The following is a 19,634-nucleotide window of genomic DNA, read 5'->3' on the forward strand; positions in this document are numbered from 1 at the left end:
CTACACAGATCAGCCATTTGTATCATGGCCTTGAACGATAAGCGTCGTATTCGAGACCGAGTCGTGGGCAAAAATCCCTCGCCGGGCTGCTCTGCCTTCACGCATCCCCTGCATTTTGTGAACTCTCCGTTCCATTGCCTCATCCTGGCCTGGTGGTTGATGACCGCTGTAGGCTCCCTTTCAGCGGGAGATATTCTGTTCCATGAAATCCTGTTCCATCCCAAACAGCCGGTGGATGGACCGGAGCCGGTGGGAGAAGAGTTCATCGAACTTTACAACCAGGGTACAAACGCCGTCAGCCTGAATGGTTGGCGGCTAACCCGCGGAGTGGATTACGTGTTTGGCGATATCACGATGCCGGCGGGCGGATATCTGGTGCTGGCGGCCGACACCAACATCTTTGCTGCTCGATATCCGGGAGTGGCGCCCGTGGTGGGAAACTGGAGAGGGCGACTTAGCAATCGATGGCAGAGCCTGGACTTGGTGGAACCGACCGGGAGGATTCATGATAGCCTGAGTTATGCCACCGACGGAGACTGGGCGGTTCGGATTAAAGGCCCACCGCTGTCCGGCACCCGAGGTTGGGAATGGCATTCATCAGCTGATGGGCCAGGAGCATCCTTGGAAGTGATCCACTCCGATCAGGCCAATGAACACGGCCAAAACTGGAGCGCCAGTTTGATCGAGGGCGGCACACCGGGAGCACCCAATTCGACCGCCAGTTCCAGCATTCCTCCGATGATCCTTCAGGTGGAACATGCTCCGGCCATCCCTAGGTCCACCGACCAGGTCACGATTCAAGCGCGACTCGTCGACCGAAGCTTAGTGGGGGTCACGGCCCTGGTGCATTACCGCGATGCTAGCACGACGACTCCGGCTGACTTTGTGGCGGTTCCCATGTCTGACACCGGGCTCCTGGGCGATGGGGCTGCCGGCGACGGCGTATTCGCGGCCCGGCTGCCGGCTCAGCCGAACGGAACCATTATCGAATTCTTCATCGAAGCCAAGAGTCCAGCGGGCGGTCAGCGTTTTTGGCCGGCACCGGCGCTGAACGAGGCTGGACAGTGGGAGCAGTCAGCCAACGCACTCTACCAAGTCGACGAAAGCCCAATCGAAAGTTCGCAGCCGTATTACCGGATTGTGATGACGCAAACCGAGCGTCAGATCCTCCGCAATATCAATCCCTCGAGCGATGCTGCGATGAACGCCACATTCATCAGCTCGGATGACCGAGGCATCGAGATTCGCTATCTGTGCGCGGTTCGAATTCGCGGCGCCGGCAGCCGGTTTCGAAACCCGACCAATTTGCGGGTGAGCTTTCCCAACGACAAGTTGTGGAAAGGTATTCCCGACATCAATTTAAACACTCAATACACCTATCTTCAGCTGGCGGGAGCCCGGCTCGCTCAAAAGGCGGGGCTGAGCATGGCCGATGCGCGCGCCGTCCAGGTGCGCGTCAACGGGGCGAACCTCGCGGCGACCGGACCGGACAGCGTTCAACAAGGCTCCTACGTGGCGCTTGAGCCCTTGGGTCCCGACTGGGTGGAGAATCACTATCCCCTCGACTCGAATGGCAACCTGTACCGCGTCTCGGTCGGGAATCACGCTGGAACATTAAGTCCACTCGCGAACAAATCTCAGGCGGTCTCCATCGGTTACACCAAGAATTCCAACTCCAGCGAGGACGACTGGTCAGATCTCCTCCGACTCACCGAGGTTCTGAATAATGTCCCGGATGAGGAATACGTCGCGGAGGTTCGCAAGGTGATCGATGTCGAACAATGGATGCGCTACTTCGCCTTCATGACCTTGGCGACTTCCCTGGAAACCTCTTTCGCAACCGGCCGAGGCGACGACTATTCCCTCTATCGAGGAGTCACCGATCCACGCTTCCATCTGATCGTTCACGATCTGGACACCGTGTTCGGGTTGGGCGACACCACGAGCAATCCGGGGATCAATATTTTCCGCATGGTACCGGTTGTGAATCGGAACGCGAACACGACTGTGTTGAACCGCTTCATGCTGCATCCCGAATTCGTTCCCATCTACTTTCAGGAACTGATGCGGATGATCGAGACGATCTTTGACGCTCGATACCTGAACCCTTTCTTGGATTCCACGCTGAAAGAGTTTGTGAATCCCGACTTGATCGCCGCCATGAAGGCGTTCCAGGTGGCCCGGAACCAAGGCGTGCTCACCCAGATTCCCCGCGAGATGGTGATTACCAGCTCTCTGCCGATCGTTGACGGCTATCTGCGAACAGCGATTTCCGAGGTGGACCTCAGCGGGCTCGCCGACGTGGTCCAGACTCGATCCGTCGAAGTGAACGGCATCAAAGCCAACTGGACGGCGTGGAAGGGAGAGTGGTCTCGGACGGGGATCGCTCTGCAGCCCGGGATCAATCGGGTGCAGGTCCGATCACTCGATGCGGGCGGGAAGGAGCTGCGGCGACAGTTTCTGGACATCTGGTACGATGCTGGCCCCGCCCAGGCGGTGACCGGCCCCATCACCTCCGATACCACTTGGACGGCTGCCGGAGGGCCGTATGACATCTCTGCATCCCTTACCGTTCCCGTGGGCAGGACTCTCACGATCGAGCCGGGTGCCACCGTCTGGTTTGGCAACGGAGCTGGCTTGGTGGTTGCGGGTCGTTTGGTCGCAGAAGGAACGGAGACGGCCCGCATCCGATTCACCCGGCCGCCCGGGGGAACCGGCCGATGGAACGGTATCCAGTTCAACGGCACGCTCGCCGATAATCGGATCCGTTTCGCTGAGTTTGAGTTCTCCGACGGTGGCTCGCATCATGTGGGTGGCTCAAACTCCAAGTTGTGGATCGAAGGTTGCACCTGGCAGGCTGGGGGATCGAAAAGCATCATCGAACTGGCCAACTCTTCGGCACTCATTCGTGGAAACCAGCTCCCTGATCTGGTCGGAGCGGAGCATATCCATGGCGGGCCAGTGCCAGCCGGAGGCTTCGTTCGCATCGAGGAGAATATCTTTGGCACCACCACCCTGCTAAACGATATCATCGACTTTACGGGGGCCAAACGCCCCGGGCCCGTGCTCGAGATTCTCAACAATGTGTTTACTGCCGCGAGTGACGATGTGCTGGACTTGGACGGCACCGACGCCTGGGTGGAAGGGAACCTGTTCATGCACGTGCACAAGGCCAACCCCAACGCAGGGGACACCTCTAGCGCCATCTCGTTCGGAGAAGACAGCGGCTACGGGCCGCACGTGCTCGCGATTCGGAACTTCTTCTACGACGTGGATCACGTGGCCTTGTGCAAAGAGGGTGGCACACTGAGTCTGCTGAACAACACCGCGGTCGGAGTTCAGGTTGCTGCGGTGAATTTCAGCGAGCCCGAGCGCAACACCAGGCCCGGGGCCTCCGCCGTCTTGGATGGGAACCTCTTTTGGAACCCCCCAGGCTGGGCTGGCACCAATTTTCAGAATCGCTTTCCCACCAATGGGAGCGTTCTCCTGACCGCCCACCGCAATCTCCTGCTGCCGGGGGACACCGTCCTAGGAGGCACCGATAACTGGGTGGGAGATCCGATGCTCTTCGATGTCAGCTCCAATGCGGTTAGTGCCACCGGCTTCCGGTCTGCCCTTGCTCCACGATCTGGCTCCCCAGTGCTGGGACGCGGGCCCAATGGGATCGATCTCGGGGCAGCGGTGTCCTCCTGGGCTTCGCTCTCGGGTGTGCCTCTCGCCTTCAGTGGCCAGAGGGCAGTCACGCTCACCGTAGGTGGGCCGGGCATCTCCAATTATGTGTACCGGGTGAATTCTGGACCGTGGAGCCCGGAGCGCCCCGTCGCCTCCAAAATCCAGCTCAATGATCTAACGACCGGCGACTATCGCGTGGAAGTCCTCGGACGGAAGGCCGATGGAGCGGTTCAGCCTGCTGAGCAGCCAACGCAATCAACTTCCTGGACCGTCATCCAGGATCTCGCTGCCGTGCAGCTGAACGAACTCTTGACCCGGAATGATCGCGCACTCGAAGTCGAGGGTGAGTTCCCCGACGCCGTGGAATTGCTGAACCTGGGCACTACGAGCCTGGACTTGTCGGGGTTCGGCCTGAGCGACGATCCAGAGGACTCCTTTAAATTTACCTTCCCAGAAGGCACCGCCATAAGTCCATCCGGTTACCTCGTGCTTTACGCAGACCGGGGATCAGACCCCACCAAGTATCTTGGGTTTGGTCTGGGGCAGGCGGGAGGTCAGCTCCTGCTCACGTACCCGGACGGCACGATTGCCGACTCGATTCACTACGGACTTCAGCTCGCCGATTTGTCCCTGAGCCGCAAAAGTGACGGTACCTGGGGCCTAGGGCGGCCGACTTTGGGTTCCAGCAACCAAAGCATCCCCACCTCCGATCCCTCACATCTCCTGATCAACGAATGGCTCGCCAATCCTCAATTCGAGTCGAACGACGATTTCGTGGAGCTTTACAACTCCGGAGCTGCTCCAGTGGACGTGGGCGGATGTTACTTCTCGGATCAACCGGTGGGTGACCCCAAGCGACATCTCATTCCCGCGCTCAGCTTTGTAGCGGCCAAGGGCTACGCGGTGTTTCGGGCGGATGGGAACATCGGCCAAGGAGCCGATCACTTGGGATTCAAGTTGACTGCCGATGAGGGCCTTATCGGCCTGGCTGACCCATCGGGCATTCTCATCGACTGCGTGACCTATGGTCCTCAACCGGTGGACCGATCCGAAGGTCGACAGCCCAACGGCGGCGAGGGGTGGGCGCGATTTCAGGTTATAACTCCCGGTTCGGCGAATCCTTCCTTGGGCGGGGGGACAACCTCTGTCACCAACGAACTCAAGCTTTTGGTTCCGCTGGAAGCGACCTGGTCCTATGACGAGTCCGGCCAGAATCTGGGCACGGAGTGGAGTGCGGAAGCGTTCGACGACACGACTTGGGCGGAAGGGGTTGCCCTGTTCGGTGCTGAGACGACACCGGAGATTTATCCAATCCCATTCAGCACGCCGCTCACTCTGGCCAATGGCCGAGTGACTTACTACTTCCGAACTCGCTTCCTTTACGATGGTCCGCTCTCGGGTGTGCGACTCATCACGACCAATCTGCTTGACGATGGGGCAGTCTATCATCTCAACGGAATTGAAGCTGGGCGCCGTCGGATGAACGCAAATTATGACTTTCTAACGCGCGCGACTGGAGGTCCCGCCAACGAGGGGGCGTTTGAGGTGTTCGATATTTCCGCCAACACTCTTCGTCAGGGAGAGAACGTGTTGGCGGTGGAGGTGCATCAGAATAGTCTTAACAGCACTGACCTGGGGTTCGCGATGTCCCTAACTGCGTCCCGCTCCATCACTAACATCACCGGCCGAAGCGTGGTGCTGAACGAAGTGTTGGCCAGCAATGCCGGCTTGACTAATGAGTCGGGGGCAACCCCTGATTGGGTGGAGGTCTTCAACCCCGGCCCGACTAGCATCGACCTGGGCGGAATGAGCCTCACGGATGATCCGGCCTTACCAAAACGATGGGTGATCCCGGCTGGCATCAGCCTCGCTTCCCAATCGTATTTGCGAATCCGCTGTGATGCGGATCAACCGGCTACTCTGGTCGCTGGTCCCGATCTGAACGCCGGATTCGGCCTGAATGACCGAGGCGACAAGGTTCTGCTCTACGACGCCGAAAGCCGAGGCTCGAGTCTGCTGGATTCGATCAGCTTCGGACTACAGGCGGCGGACGTGGCCATCGGACGAGTGCCGGATGGGGAAGGGGCTTGGGGTGTCACCGCGCCGACCTTCACGGGCGATATCCCCAATCGGCGCACGCCAACCGCTGATCCGCGGAATCTGCGTCTCAATGAATGGATGGCCAATCCCAAGTCCGGTGAAGACTGGTTCGAACTGTTCAACCCCACCGCCCAGCCGGTGGCGCTGGGTGGTCTCTTCCTGACTGACGATCTGAACGACCGTCAAAAGTCTCGTATCCCCGCGCTTTCATTCATCGGTGCTTCAACCAACGGCTTCGTGCGCTTCGAGGCCGACAACGATCTCTCCAAAGGTGCTGACCATGTCGCCTTCAAGTTGAGCAATGCTGGGGAGTCTTTGGGTCTCTTCCTTCCCGATGGTGCCCTGGTGGACTCCGTCATCTTCCGGCAACAGTATTCGGGTGTCTCGGAAGGGCGCATTCCCGATGGAGGCGAGGCCATCGTCCAATTTACCCACACAAGCTCACCGGGGGAGGAAAACCATTTGGCGCTTTCGACGGTAGTGGTCAGCGAGATACTCACCCACACCGACCCGCCCTTCGAGGATGCCATCGAGCTGCAGAATCTTGCCGAGGAAGCAGTCGACATCGGGGGCTGGTTCTTGAGCGACAGCACGGGGGATCTGCGGAAGTATCGAATTCCCGACGGCCGAGTCATTCAGCCCGGTAGCTTCGCAGTGTTTTACGAGTACGAGTTTAACGCGCTTCCCGGGAATCGCAGGAGCTTCTCGTTGAGTTCCGTCAAAGGGGATCAAGTCTACCTCTCCGCTGCGGATCCTGCTGGCAACTTGCTGGGCTATCGGTCCACCGCCAAGTTCGGTGCTGCGAGGAACGGCGTGTCCTTCGGTCGCGTGGTCACGACCAGCGGTGTGGATTTCTCCTCGCTGTCCACACGTTCATTGGGAGTGGACAATCCTGCCACCACCAATGCATTCCACTTAGGCACCGGCGCAACGAACTCCACCCCGATGGTGGGACCCATCGTTATCAGCGAGATCCATTATCATCCGCCCAATCTCGGAACCAACGACAATCTCCGCGACGAATTCATCGAACTGCGCAACATCACCGCCTCGGCTGTGCGGCTCTTTCATCCCGTCTACACCACCAACACCTGGCGGCTGCGTGATGGGGTGGACTTTGAATTCCCCGGCAACACGACTCTTCCGGGCGGCGCCGCGCTGCTTCTGGTTGGCTTCGATCCCAAGACCAATGCTGCTGCGCTCGCCAGTTGGCGGACCCGGCTCGGTGTTCCTGCCGCTGTGACGATTCTGGGCCCCTACCGTGGCAAGCTGGACAATGGCAGTGATTCGATTGAATTGTATCAGCCAGACGACGTTCAACTGCCGCCCCATCCCGATGCTGGGGTGGTGCCCTTCGTCCTGGTAGACCGCGTCAAGTATTCCGACGAGGCTCCTTGGCCGACGCTCGCCGACACGGCGACAACCGGCAATGGAGCTTCCCTGCAGCGCCGGAGCCTCCCGGCGTATGGCAACGAAGCCACCAATTGGGTGGCTGGAACTCCCACCGCCGGCCAGGCTAACGCCTCCGCTCTGGTGACTCTTCCTGCGATTACCCTTCAGCCTCAGGGGGCACGGGTCTCCGAAGGGCTGAGCCACACGCTCAAAGTCACCGCCAGCGGAGCACCGCCGCTTGCCTATCAATGGCGTCTGGGAGCCGAGAGCTTGCTCAACGCGACGAACTCAACCTACGCGATCGGTGCCGTCGGCCCCACGAATGTGGGCCTTTATACGGTCGTGGTGAGCAATCCCGGCGGGGCTGTCCTGAGCAGTGGCGCGGTGATTCGCTCAGGCGGAGCTCCAGCCATTCTGGAGGAACCCGTGCCGCAGTATGTAGAGGTCGGGAGCACGGCTCAGTTTTCGGCGCTGGTCGGAGGGACTCTGCCGATTCGCTACCAGTGGCGGCGCGAAGGCGCAAACCTTACCGGAGCGACGAACCGGCTGCTCACGCTGACCAACGTCCAGGCCGGTAACTTGGGCCGATACGCCCTGGTTGCCACCAATGTCTTCGGGGCCGTCACCAGCACCCCGGCGGCTTTGGTGCTGGGGCTACGTCCATCCCTCTCCGCCACGCCTCAGAGCCGCGAGGTGCTCGCCGGCCAGAATGCGCTCTTCTCCGTCAGCGCTACGGGCACCGCACCGTTCTCCTATCAGTGGATGCGCGGAACGGTGCCCCTACCTGACGCCACTAATTCGACGTTACAGCTGAGTGCTGTCAGCCTGGGGCAGAGCGGCGACTACTCAGTCGTGGTGTCGAACCTGTTTGGGGCGGTGACCAGCCCCGCCGCCCGACTTTCCGTCTTTCCTCTACCGGCCGTGACGGTGACAGCCCTCGACGAGGTTATGTCGGAGTCAGGTCCCGATGCTGGAGCCTTTCTCATCACGAGATCCTACGCAACCAACCAACCCCTGACCGTCGCCTTTGGCTTCGGAGGCACGGCGATCCCTGGAAACGATTACACCGCTCCCGTCCAAGCCACCATCGAAGCTGGCGCATCATCCGCGGTTGTGTTGGTTACCCCCACAGATGACTCCATCAAGGAAACCACCGAGACCGTTCGTCTCACCTTGGCGTTCGGGGCTGGTTACGTGGTCGGGGTGCCTGGGAGTGCGACTCTCAATCTGAGTGACAACGACACGGTCCCCATCAACGGGACCAACGTGGTGGAGCTGGTAACCTTGACCAATCTCTGGCGTTTCGAACAAACCGACGACCTGTCGTCGGTGCCCTGGACTCAGCGTGGATTCGATGACTCAGGCTGGCCCGTCGGTCTGGGCGCGCTCACGGCGGAAACGGCCAACCTACCGGTGCCTAAGTTGACCCCGTTGGTACTCGGACGCTGGACCTATTATTTCCGAACCTCCTTCCAGCTCCTATCGACGCAATCGCTGACACTGAATGCCCTGATGGCGATCGACGATGGAGCCGTGGTCTACCTCAACGGACAGGAGGCGTATCGAGTCGGAATGCCGTCGGGTGACATTGTATACTCCACCCCTGCCACGCGCACGGTTGGTAACGCGACTTTGGCTGGACCTATCAGCCTACCGACCACCAATCTGGTGGTGGGAGACAACGTTGTCGCTGTGGAGGTCCACCAAAGTGATGTGGACAGCTCCGACGTCGTGTTCGACTTGGCCCTCACCGGCCAGGTAGTCGAAGAGGTTCCGCTCGAATTGGTGGACCCGCAGCAGGCGCCCAATGGCGATTTTGCCTTCAACGTGGTAGGGACCCCGGGTTCGGTGATCCAGATCGAGGTATCAGTCGATCTTGAGACCTGGGCATCCTGGCTGACCGTCGATCTTCCAGCCTCCGGAGTCCTCCGGGTGAGCGAGCCAACCGGGCTAGGGGCAGGGCCCAGGTTTTATCGTGCCAGGCTCGGTCCGTGATCGCCCTCGGCGGGATCCGGCAGAGGCGATCCCAGCCTTTTTAAATTCCTTGCAACTCTTTGCCCTTCACGCGGGTCCTTCAAGTATGTTGAGCTGGACGCGCTCGGGAGCGCCGGATGGATGATCTCCAACAATTCGAGGCTTTTATGCGAGCCTATCAGGACATGGTTTATGGAACAGCGGTGCGGCTGGTCGGAAGCCCCGCTGAAGCCCAGGACATTTCCCAGGAGGTCTTCCTCAAGGCCTACGAGCGCTTCAGCGAGATCGGGCAGAGCCCGACTGCAGGCGGCTGGCTCAAAACCGTAGCCCGTAACCTGGCCTTAAACCACCTGACTCGGTACCGGGCACGTTGGAACTTTTTTTCGGAGCTTGCGGCCCCGGGACAGGATGATCATGACCCCGTCGCCGATCTGCCGGCGCCGAACTTGGAATCCGAACGTTGGGATGCCGACGCGCGTAATCGTTGGGTTGAGGCCGGGTTGGCCCGTTTGCCGGCCGGTCAGCGGATCCCGTTGGTGCTGTATCACTTTGAGGATCTGAGTTATGAAGAAATTGCGGCCCAGCTCAAGATATCGCTGAGCAAGGTCAAAACCGACATTCATCGGGGACGCGAGTCGCTGAAACGTCACTTACAGCGGATACCGGAAGGAATCGATGACTTATGAGTGAGAACATGGATCAAGATCCGGAATTGGACCAAATACTGCGCCGTTTGCCCTATCCCAAGGCTCCGGCGACGCTCACCCCCTCCGTGCTCGCTCGCCTGACCGCCGAACGCCAGCAGGTGTGGTGGCGTCGTCCGATTCTTTCCTGGCCTTTGGCCGCTCGTGTTCTCGGGATGAGCTGGCTGTTCGCCCTGGCTCTCGGGGTCGCGTATTTCGCGGGAGGCTTGGCGGCAGAATCCCCTTTATTGTTTAGCGAAAGCACCTCCAGCGGGGGAGCCTCGTCGGTATTCGGACTCCTGGCTTTGTGCCTACAGGTCATCTCCAGCTTGGGGGCGGCTGTCGAGGCCTGTCTAGCGGTGGTTCCCATGACCGTGTGGTGGTTGCTCGGCGGCGGGCTTGCCATTGTCTATCTGAGCTGCCTGGCGGTGGGAACCCTCATTTACCGACGCATGTTTCCTCATCACTCATGAGCTGCCTCTCCGTAACCATCCGATCATTCTGGGGACAGGCAGCAGCGTTCCTCGGCATCTTGATATGGGCCGCAGGCCGAGCCCTGGGGGCTGAGGCGGAGCCCGAACCAACCCTACCCCAGCCGCCCCGGCTCCATGAAGTGGTTCGCTTTGGAAACGACGGAGCGGTTGCCGCTGAAGATAGCGTTTCCAAAGTCGTGGTCGTCAGCGGCGACGCCACCGTCGATGGCGAGGTGCGCGAGGGAGTGGTGGTGGTGGGCGGGAACCTCAAAGTGACCGGAAAGATTCGGGGAACGGTGGTGGTGGTCTTTGGAGATATCGAAGCATCGTCGAGCGCGGTCCTCCGTCGGCCGGCGTTTGTTATCGGGGGCAAGATTCAGCAACAGACCGGCGCTAAACTACGATCGGACAATATTGTCATCAACCAAGACAATTTCCCGCTCCTGACCGGCTTCTTGAAATGGGTGACCCAAGGCGCAGTCTATCTGCGTCCTCTTCCGCCCCGCGTGCTCTGGGCATGGTCGGTTCCGGCCGCCTTCCTGTTGCTCTATGCTTTGATGGGTTTGATTCTGGCAGGCCCCACCGACCGCTGTGTTCAGGTGCTGGCCAACCGCCCCATGGCCTGCTATTTGGCGGGATTGCTGGGCTGCGTTCTTTTTTCGCTCTGCTTTCTCTTTTTTCTAATTCTCGGCACGATCGGGATCGGACTGATCCTCGCGTTCGCTCTGCTCATGCTGGTGCTGTTCGGACGAATGGTGGTGGTCCGGTTCATCGGATTTCAGCTAGGACAGCAGCTTGGTCTAGCCTTCCTGCAGCGACCGTTGGTGAGCTTGATCTTGGGGAGTGTCGTGCTTTGCCTGATGTATATGATCCCGGTCATCGGTCTGGGGGTTTGGATTGGAGTGTTCCCTCTGGCGGTCGGGGGACTCATTCTCGCCGGTTTTCAAGCCGTGCGTCCCGCCCGCCCCCCCGAAGGCGAAGCCATGCTTGCCACCGAGCACGGCGCAGGGCAGGGGGGGCGCTCAGGGGAAGCCCCCATCCCTCCGATGCCTCCCCCCTACACCGTCGGTCGGCCGGTAGGATTCTTTGTCCGCACGGTGGCCACCCTGCTCGATTTCATCGTGGTTATCTGCCTGGCGCATCTAGTGGGTGCGGAAGGGCGGGGTTTTCTGCTGCTGTGGCTGGGATATCATGTGGCTCTCTGGTCCTGGTCGGGCGCTACACTCGGCGCTCGCGTTTTCGGCTTGGCGCTGGTTGAAACCGATGGCCGGGCCGTTGGCTTTCAGGTGGCCCTGGTTCGCGCTCTCGCCTCTTTTCTGTCCGCTATTCCCCTGTTCCTGGGGTTCCTTTGGGTCGCCTGGGATGTTCGCAAGCAGTCGTGGCATGACAAGCTGGCGGGAACGACTCTGATCTGGCGTCGGGGCTGAAGCCAGTTGGAGCCTACCCGCGATGAGCGTCGGCAAGGCTTCGGGAAATCTCCTCGGGAGATACCACCGCCGTGCCAATTTTTCCCACGACCACCCCCGCCGCGTGATTGGAGAGCAGAGCCGCCTCCACGGGCGAAGCCCCACTCGCGATGGCCAGCGTGAAGCAGGCAATCACCGTATCGCCCGCCCCCGAGACGTCAAATACCTCCTGGGCAACCGTTGGGATGTGCAAGGGAGGGGTGTCACGTTGACAAAGCAGCATGCCTTGTTCTCCCAGGGTGATCAGCAGGAGCGCCGGTTCCAGCTCCTCGAACAATGCGCGCGCGACCGCCCTGAGCCCTTTATCGCGCAGCGGATCTCGGTCTCGGGGAGCCTCGGTCATTCTCGCCAGCTCGAAGGCCTCTTTCCGATTCGGCGTGATTAAGGAGAGGCCGCGTAAATCCAGCCGGTGAACGGGCTTGGGGTCGAGGCTCAGCCACACTCCGTGGGCACGACAGAGTTCTTTCAGCGCATCCAGGAGCGTCTGGGAAACCAAGCCTTTGCCATAATCGCCCACGATGACCGCATCGCAGTGTCTGATGTCCCGTGCTACCGCCGCAATCAGGCCGCGAGTGGCCGCCTCGTCTAATTCCTCCTTGGATTCGCGGTCCACCCGGACCACCTGTTGCCGGTGAGCTACAATGCGCGTCTTGATGCTGGTGAACCGTTTCGGATGGCGGAGCAGGTGACGGCAGTTCACATGCTGGGCAGAGAGCAGGTTTTGCAACTGCTCTCCCGCACGGTCATCCCCAACCACACTATAGATCTTGGCCGGGCAACCCAGTGCCGCCAGGTTCCGGGCGACATTGGCCGCTCCGCCGGGAATAAAGCTTTCCCGCTCGAAATCGACGATCGGCACCGGCGCCTCCGGTGAGATTCGACCCACGCTGCCCCAGATGAACTGGTCGAGCATGACATCCCCGATCACCAAAACACGGGCGTCGCCGGCCCGCTTCAGCAGTGCCTGAATGCGTGCGGGTTTGGGGTAACCGTGGGAGGAATTGGACGGGGAGGATGCCATGGGAGATCAGATGAGGCGGTTTAGGTTAGTTGAGAAAAGCGGTGAGTGGACTGGTTGGCACGGCCGACGTCCCCGCCTCGGCCAGGCCCATCTCGTAGGCGGCGCGTCCCGCTTGAACCGCCTGGCTGAACGCTGTGGCCATTCGGCAGGGGTTGCTGGCGATCGCGATGGCCGTGTTGATCAGCACCGCGTCAGCTCCTAGTTCCATGGCCTCAGCGGCATGACTGGGCGCCCCCAAACCGGCATCGACCACCACCGGGACAGTTGCTTGCTCGATAATGATGCGTATCTGGTCCCGGGTTTGAACCCCGCGATTGGAGCCGATCGGCGCCCCCAACGGCATGACAGTCGCCACCCCCACTTCCTGAAGTCGCTTCGCGAGGACGGGATCCGCATTGATGTAGGGCAGGACGGTGAAGCCCTCTTTTACGAGCTGTTCGGCAGCCTTATACGTCTCGATGGGATCCGGCAGCAGGTAACGGGGGTCGGGGTGGATCTCCAGCTTTACCCATTTTGGCAACCCGGCCGCTGCCGCCAACCGAGCCAGCCGAACCGCTTCCTCGGCATTCATCGCTCCACTGGTGTTGGGCAGAAGGAGGTAACTGTCTCGGTCGATGAACTCCAGAATGTTGGCGAACGGGTCCTTCTTGCCGCTTAAGTCGGCCCGACGTAGAGCCACGGTGACGATTCCAGTGCCGCTGGCAGCCAAGGCATCTCGCATGGATTCCGGGGACGAAAACTTACCCGTCCCCACCAGTAACCGAGAGCTGAAGCTGCGGCCTGCAATGACCAAATCGGGCGCGAGTGACAACATTGCAGAAGAGCCTATAAGCGGCCGGGTAAGTTTGTCGAGAGTCCCGTTAGCCAGCCAATCCCAAGGACTTCTTCACCTGCTGAATCCCCAGCACCATGTGACGTAACTTGTCCCGGGCCGCCCACCGGGCCGTTTGACTCAGTCCACAGTCGGGCGCAAAGACGAGCCGCTCCGGAGGGGCATATTGGAGGCAATGCCGGACTCGTTCGGCAATTTCGGCCGGGCTCTCGATGTAATAGCTTTTAACGTCGATAATTCCAACGGCAGCGTCCATCCGCTTCACCACCTCACCGATCAAATCGATTTCCGTGAAACAGGTGTTGGCCATCTCGATATGCATTTCATCGACGTGCATGTCTAGAAAGTCGGGAAACAGCGCACGCGCCTTGCGCCCGCCCACGGCCCGGCCCTTGTAGTTGCCGAAGCAGAGGTGGGTGGCGATACGGCATTTGCCGCGCGCTCCCTCGACGGTTCGGTTAAAGATATCCACCAGTCGACGGCGATCCTCGCGATGCCCGTAGCAACTCATGGAGGGTTCATCGACACAGATTTCCTGGCAGCCGGCGTGGGCCAGATCAATGAGTTCTTGCCGCACGATGGGGAGCAGGGCCTCCGTGACAGCATAACGATCAGGATAGCGCGCGTTGGGCAACAGTCGGCCGCTCATGGTATACGGCCCGGGGACGCTGACCTTCAGCGTCGGCCCTGCGGGGGCAAGACGTTGCAGACGCCGAAACTCCGCCACACAACCCAATCCCCCGGGAGCCCGCAGCTCGTCTTGGATCTCATGACGCCCGCGCTGGTCATGTGCTGGTGGGCCCCAACGCCTCGGCGGCTGGCCTTCCAAGGAGATCCCTTGAAGATGTCCATAGAATGATAAATTGAAATCGAGACGGGTTTGCTCGCCATCTGTGATCACATCGAGCCCAGCCGCCGTCTGGTCGTGAACCGCCGCGATCACCGCATCCTCCTGAAGTTCCTCCACATCCTTGGAACCGAAACGGTCTAGATTCTGGCTCGCGAATTCGAGCCATCCTGGAAAAGGGTAGCTCCCGACGACCGAGGTGCGCAGTGGACAAGAGTTCATAGGCGAAAAACCTGCCCGATTCGGTTTCATCAGGGAAGGCAGAAGTCGCGGGGGGGAATAAGGGGGGGAGGGTGTGAGGCTGGTCAAGCGAAGGTAATCACACCCAACGCGCTCTCGTTGCAGATTTCGGTTAAAGTCGAATTGGGTTCGTTCCGATAGTGAAATCAGCGATGTGAGGTGTTCGGTTTTCTGACCGACCGATGCACCACAGTGGGACTGTCAATCCGACCATCTGGTTTTGCGCAGCTCGAGCGATTCCAAGACCGCTGCCGACGAACGAGCCAACCCTAGAGTGATGAACATGCGTTTAGTAAAACAAGAACGGGGATTTACCCTCATCGAGATGATCGGTGTGCTGGCGATCATCGGTATCCTAGCAGCGGTGCTCGTTCCGAAAGTGATGGATGCGGTGGCTCGGAGCAAGGTCAGTGGAACAGCGCTGATCTATAACACCCTGCGAACTGCGGCGGTGGACTACTATTCCAAGAGTAACGCGTTTCCCGTGCGGAACGGTACCGGAACCGCGGATACCGCCGTCGCGGCCGGTCGGTTTGACGCCGATCTGGTCATCGGGGGCTTCATTGATCGTTTGGTCAGCGTTCCTCTCGGCAGCCTCCTGACGTCTGGCGCACTGACGGCCCGCACTCACGTGCGCAGCCGGACCGCACAGGTCTCCGGCACCGTCACGGTAACCGCCGCCAACAGTGGCAACAATTTTGACCTCGACAACAATACCGCCACCTCCGACTTCTCCTCCGGTATTGTCATCGTCAGCCTGATGATTCCAGGGGTGCCGCTGAAGGATGCGATCTCCCTCAATCTTCTCATCGACAACGTGAACAATAACGGCAGCACTGCGTCGGACAACCGCGGGCGGTGCATCTATTCAGCGCCGGCGGCGAACGGAACGGTCACGGTCTACCTCTACATCGCCCATCAGTAACGGGGCCTCCCGTCCATGAGCCATCTGTCCAGGTTCGAATTCCTGCGGAATGCGTCTCTAGAGACCCGGCTCGGGAAACCCGGACACGAAGCCTTGCCCCGAATCCCGCGCTTACAGCCTTTCGAAAACAACGCGGCTCCGATGGCCCTTAGCCCTCGGGGCCGCAGTTTTCCTTTCAACCCTTAGCCTACCTATTCGTTACTCATGGCTGCGACTTCCCCCTCGCCACGACTCGGTGACTGGCTCCTGAACCAGGGTCACGTCTCCCAAACCCAGCTCGACCTTGCGCTGCGCGAGCAGAAGCGCAAAGGCGGCCTGTTAGGAGAGGTGTTGCTCGAGTTGGGCTTTGTCGAAGAACAGTTGCTGGCTTCGTTCCTGGCATCCAAGACCCAGGGCGAACAAATCACTCTGGGTAACCGTTCCATTCCCCCTGAGGTGATCCGGCTGGTTCCCCAAACCCTGGCTCGGCGGTTTACTGCGATTCCAGTGGAACTGGTCGATGGCACCCTCAAGGTTGCGATCTCGGATCCCCTCAACGTCATCGCCTTCGACGCGATCGAGCAATCCACCCAGCTTCCGGTGGAGTTTGTCGCCGCCACCGAGGGCGATGTCCTGCAGTCCATCGATCGCTGTTACGTCGAGGGTCAGCGGCTCGACCAGCTGGTCGATGAGTTGCTGAAGATGGGCACGGAGCGGCTGGCGACGACGACCGAGTCGGATGCCCCGATGATCCGGCTGGCCGACCGCATCATCAACGAAGCGATCCTGATGGAGGCGAGCGACATCCATATCCAGCCGGAGGAAAAGTATCTGCGTATTCGGTGGCGGAAGGATGGTATTCTGCAGCCTGGCTACCTGATGCCCAAGGAGCTGCAGGCAGCATTGATCGCGCGGTTTAAGATTCTCGGCAAGATGGACATCGCGGATACCCTAAGGCCGCAAGGCGGGCGCACCACCGTTACCGTGGGTGGTCGCGAGGTAGGATTACGGTTGTCGAGCCTACCGACCTCCTACGGCGAGAGCGTGGTTCTGCGGCTGTTGGATCGATCGGACAAGCGCTTGGACCTCCAGCGCCTGAACATGCCTCCCGACATGGAGCGCCGGTTCAAGGAACTGCTCGAGCGTCCCCATGGAGTGATTCTGGTCACAGGCCCCACGGGTAGCGGCAAAACCACCACCCTCTACACCGCGCTGGGGCAGATCAACGCAGCGGAAAAGAGCATTTTCACGCTGGAGGATCCCATTGAGTATCAGCTTCCACTCGTGCGGCAGACCCAGATCAACGAGACGGTAGGACTCACCTTCGCCGATGGGTTGCGAACGCTGCTTCGTCAGGATCCAGATGTCATTCTGATCGGAGAGACGCGCGACAAGGAGACCGCGCAGCTAATGGTGCGGGCCGCCCTGACCGGTCATTTGGTGTTCTCGACCTTGCACACCAACGATGCTCCGGGAGCCATCCACCGATTGATCGACCTGGGCGTGGAGCCATACCTTATCGCCCCGACGCTCGCCGGAGTCATCGGGCAGCGTCTAGTCCGCCAGCTCTGTCATGAGTGTCGCCGGCCTCTAGCGAATCCGGAGGCGGCTCTCGCCAAGCTGCGCCTTAAGCCCGCGGGAGATCTACCAGTCCAGCTCTGGGAACCCGTTGGATGCCCAACGTGTCGTCAAACGGGTTACACCGGGCGTCTGGGTATCTATGAGTTGCTGGCTCTGGACTCCAGCCATCAGGGGCTGATCGCGATCGACAATGATGAGGAGCGGAGGCGCCGTATCGTAACCGAGGCCGGCTTTGTGCCCATGCTGCAGGATGGGCTCAACAAGGCCATGCGGGGCCTAACGACACTGTCGGAGGTGCTCCGAGTGACGCAACTGTAGAGAGGCTCGCGCCATGCCAACTTATGCCTTCACCGCCATATCAGAGAAGGGCCTCGAATACACCGGCCAGGAGGAAGCCATGTCGGAGGTCGCCCTGGAGATGCGGTTTCGCAGCCGCGGCCACTGGCTAGCGAAAGTCAGGGAGGCACGCCCAGGACTCGCCTCAGGCGCAGGATTCACCAGAGGCATTCCCGCCCAGGTTCTGACGGAATTCTTTTTCCAACTCTCGCTCCAGCTGCGAGCTGGGATTCCGCTGGTGACTGCGCTCAGCAACGACATTACCGAGAACGCTCACCCGACCCTTCGAAAGGTCATGTTGGACCTGGTCGAGCGCGTCCAGTCTGGTCAGACGCTGAGCAGTGCTTTGTCCATGCACCCGCGGTCGTTTCCGCCTCTCGTCGTCAATTTGATTCGAGCGGGTGAGGCGAGCGGGAAGCTCTCCGAGACCTGCAATCAGGTTCGCTTGTATCTCGAGTGGTGCGATCACCTTCGCGCGGATGTGCGCCAGGCGCTCATCTATCCGATGTTTATCCTCGGTTGCGCTTTAATGTTCGTTGTGGTGGTCTTCACGTTCTTGGTTCCGCGGTTCGCCAAACTCCTAACGGAGCTGAACATCCCGCTGCCGGGGCTGACTCAGGCAGTTCTGGGAGTGAGCCAGTTCTTCGTGCAATATTGGCTGCAGATGCTGCTGGCTCTGGGGGCAGCCGCCGTGGGCTTCAAATTGGTGGTTCGATTCTCGCTGGCGCTCGCTACGGCCATTGATCGCTTCAAGCTGGCAGTGCCGTTGCTGGGGCCCATGTGGAAAATGGTGGGCCTCTCCCGATTCTCTCAGAACCTCGCGATCATGTATCAGGCAGGTTTGCCCTTGTTGGACTGCCTCGATCTCACCCGAACACTGACCGGCAACCTGGTGATCGAGCAGGCCATCGGAGATCTTCGCCAAGCGGTCAACGAGGGGCGTCAAATGCATACGGCCATGACTGCTCATCCGATCTTCGCCGGCATGCTGGTGCAGATGGTTCGGGTCGGGGAGAACACCGGAAGCCTGGGCACCGCGCTTGAAAACGTCGCCGCGTACTACAACGAAGTGCTTCCACGTCAGATCAAGCGGCTCTTCACTTTGATAGAGCCGATTCTGATCCTCTTCCTGATTGGTTTTGTTGGGATCATCGCGCTCTCCATTTTTATGCCCATCGTCAGCCTGCTAACCGTGCAATAACTCAGAATCTCATGAGCTCGATTGTCAGCCTTTTCGCCCAGAAAGACCACCGGCGGGGCAGGGGAGGATTCTCCATGATCGAGATGATCGGCGTGCTGGCGATTGTCTCCATCCTTGCCGGAATGGTGGGCCCAAACCTCATTCGGCGGGTCATCGAATCGAATGCTGCGCGGGAGGCCAAAACCCTTCAGACACTCGCTGACGGACTCAGCTCACACGTTCAGGCCTGGCAGACGATTCCCGGCTCGGCCTCGTGGGTCACCAATGTCAGCAGTTCCTTGGGGCTTAGCCCGACCGACGTGGCCTACAGTGATCCTGCGAATCCAGCAGGAAGCGGGCGTGTCTATCTGATTCATCCCGCATTCACCCCGTCCAACGGCACCGACCCGCTCTTCACGTCTTCGGCCTCAGGAAGCGTGGCGCCGACCAACGCTAGAATCCTGATCATTAGCTGCACCAAGCGAGGTCTGACGATCCCGGTGACAAGCGGCAAAGCGGCTAACACGGCCGGCAATCGGAACCGGTTCGACAATATATGGAACTGGTCCTTGAATCCATTCACCAAGGCTCCTCCCACCGGCTGGCCAGCAGCCTGGAACGGCAACGGACACCACCTCCACGTTCAGCGCATCAACCTGGCACCTCACTTTTTTCGCCTAACCGTGAGCAATCCCAGCTTCCCCGGTGAGATCCCGTTTGCCCAGTTCAACCAGAATCCCACCTTTGCCTTTGATGTCACGAACGCTGTGGATGCCTACTACTTGCGCGGCACGGTGGTGAGGTTCTATCGGCACGACACGCCCTACACGTCGCCTCCGGCCAATCCTGACGAGTTAAACCTGGTCCATACCGTTCAAGGGCCCGCGAATTTCATCTACGACGGAATTCCCTCGCGGTGGCGGTTACAGTGAG

Annotated in this window: 11 protein-coding genes; 8 read left to right on the forward strand and 3 right to left on the reverse strand. The window is 60.0% G+C overall.

Going from position 1 to position 19,634, the window contains the following annotated elements; genetic code table 11:
* Positions 1–24 precede the first annotated feature (24 nt).
* From JNN07_20495 to JNN07_20510, 4 genes are all read left to right on the forward strand, one after another.
* Positions 25–9,159, forward strand: a complete 9,135-nt coding sequence (locus JNN07_20495; GenBank protein MBL9170126.1) for a lamin tail domain-containing protein — start codon at positions 25–27, stop codon at positions 9,157–9,159.
* A gap of 146 nt (positions 9,160–9,305) precedes the next feature.
* On the forward strand, positions 9,306–9,824 hold the full coding sequence (locus JNN07_20500) for a sigma-70 family RNA polymerase sigma factor (protein ID MBL9170127.1): 519 nt from the start codon (positions 9,306–9,308) through the stop codon (positions 9,822–9,824).
* Positions 9,821–10,294: a hypothetical protein gene (locus JNN07_20505; protein MBL9170128.1), complete on the forward strand. Its 474-nt coding sequence runs from the start codon at positions 9,821–9,823 to the stop codon at positions 10,292–10,294. Before JNN07_20500 ends, JNN07_20505 begins: the two co-directional genes overlap by 4 nt.
* A complete protein-coding gene (locus JNN07_20510; protein ID MBL9170129.1) occupies positions 10,291–11,721 on the forward strand; it encodes an RDD family protein in 1,431 nt (476 codons plus the stop codon). The genes JNN07_20505 and JNN07_20510 overlap by 4 nt, the downstream gene beginning before the upstream one ends.
* A gap of 13 nt (positions 11,722–11,734) precedes the next feature.
* Here the strand turns inward: JNN07_20510 and rfaE1 are convergent, their stop codons facing one another.
* Genes rfaE1 through JNN07_20525 form a run of 3 tightly spaced genes read right to left on the reverse strand, consistent with a single transcriptional unit; the run spans position 11,735 to position 14,682 of the window.
* Entirely contained in the window at positions 11,735–12,781 is a 1,047-nt protein-coding gene (gene rfaE1, locus JNN07_20515) for a D-glycero-beta-D-manno-heptose-7-phosphate kinase (protein ID MBL9170130.1), read from the reverse strand.
* Positions 12,782–12,806: 25 nt separating this feature from the next.
* Positions 12,807–13,595 (reverse strand): thiazole synthase, encoded by a 789-nt coding sequence (locus JNN07_20520; GenBank protein MBL9170131.1) that lies wholly within the window; start codon positions 13,593–13,595, stop codon positions 12,807–12,809.
* 46 nt (positions 13,596–13,641) lie between these two features.
* Positions 13,642–14,682, reverse strand: a complete 1,041-nt coding sequence (locus JNN07_20525; GenBank protein ID MBL9170132.1) for a methionine synthase — start codon at positions 14,680–14,682, stop codon at positions 13,642–13,644.
* Positions 14,683–14,983: 301 nt separating this feature from the next.
* Between JNN07_20525 and JNN07_20530 the strand changes: the two genes are divergently transcribed.
* The 4 genes from JNN07_20530 (at position 14,984) to JNN07_20545 (ending at position 19,633) form a co-directional block, all read left to right on the forward strand.
* A complete protein-coding gene (locus JNN07_20530; GenBank protein MBL9170133.1) occupies positions 14,984–15,625 on the forward strand; it encodes a prepilin-type N-terminal cleavage/methylation domain-containing protein in 642 nt (213 codons plus the stop codon).
* Positions 15,626–15,829: 204 nt separating this feature from the next.
* Entirely contained in the window at positions 15,830–17,503 is a 1,674-nt protein-coding gene (locus JNN07_20535; GenBank protein ID MBL9170134.1) for a type II/IV secretion system protein, read from the forward strand.
* A 13-nt stretch (positions 17,504–17,516) separates the two neighbouring features.
* On the forward strand, positions 17,517–18,722 hold the full coding sequence (locus tag JNN07_20540; protein ID MBL9170135.1) for a type II secretion system F family protein: 1,206 nt from the start codon (positions 17,517–17,519) through the stop codon (positions 18,720–18,722).
* Between the two features lie 11 nt (positions 18,723–18,733).
* Positions 18,734–19,633, forward strand: a complete 900-nt coding sequence (locus JNN07_20545; protein MBL9170136.1) for a type II secretion system protein — start codon at positions 18,734–18,736, stop codon at positions 19,631–19,633.
* The last annotated feature ends 1 nt before the right edge of the window (position 19,634 follow it).

The organism is Verrucomicrobiales bacterium, from assembly GCA_016793885.1.
In the GTDB taxonomy this organism is placed as follows: Bacteria; Verrucomicrobiota; Verrucomicrobiia; order Limisphaerales; family UBA11320; genus UBA11320.

Coding starts and splice junctions, on each gene's coding strand:
- JNN07_20495 (MBL9170126.1), top strand. CDS start 25: ATGGCCTTGAACGATAAGCGTCGTATTCGAGACCGAGTCGTGGGCAAA.
- JNN07_20500 (MBL9170127.1), top strand. CDS start 9,306: ATGCGAGCCTATCAGGACATGGTTTATGGAACAGCGGTGCGGCTGGTC.
- JNN07_20505 (MBL9170128.1), top strand. CDS start 9,821: ATGAGTGAGAACATGGATCAAGATCCGGAATTGGACCAAATACTGCGC.
- JNN07_20510 (MBL9170129.1), top strand. CDS start 10,291: ATGAGCTGCCTCTCCGTAACCATCCGATCATTCTGGGGACAGGCAGCA.
- rfaE1 (MBL9170130.1), bottom strand. CDS start 12,781: ATGGCATCCTCCCCGTCCAATTCCTCCCACGGTTACCCCAAACCCGCA.
- JNN07_20520 (MBL9170131.1), bottom strand. CDS start 13,595: ATGTTGTCACTCGCGCCCGATTTGGTCATTGCAGGCCGCAGCTTCAGC.
- JNN07_20525 (MBL9170132.1), bottom strand. CDS start 14,682: ATGAACTCTTGTCCACTGCGCACCTCGGTCGTCGGGAGCTACCCTTTT.
- JNN07_20530 (MBL9170133.1), top strand. CDS start 14,984: ATGCGTTTAGTAAAACAAGAACGGGGATTTACCCTCATCGAGATGATC.
- JNN07_20535 (MBL9170134.1), top strand. CDS start 15,830: ATGGCTGCGACTTCCCCCTCGCCACGACTCGGTGACTGGCTCCTGAAC.
- JNN07_20540 (MBL9170135.1), top strand. CDS start 17,517: ATGCCAACTTATGCCTTCACCGCCATATCAGAGAAGGGCCTCGAATAC.
- JNN07_20545 (MBL9170136.1), top strand. CDS start 18,734: ATGAGCTCGATTGTCAGCCTTTTCGCCCAGAAAGACCACCGGCGGGGC.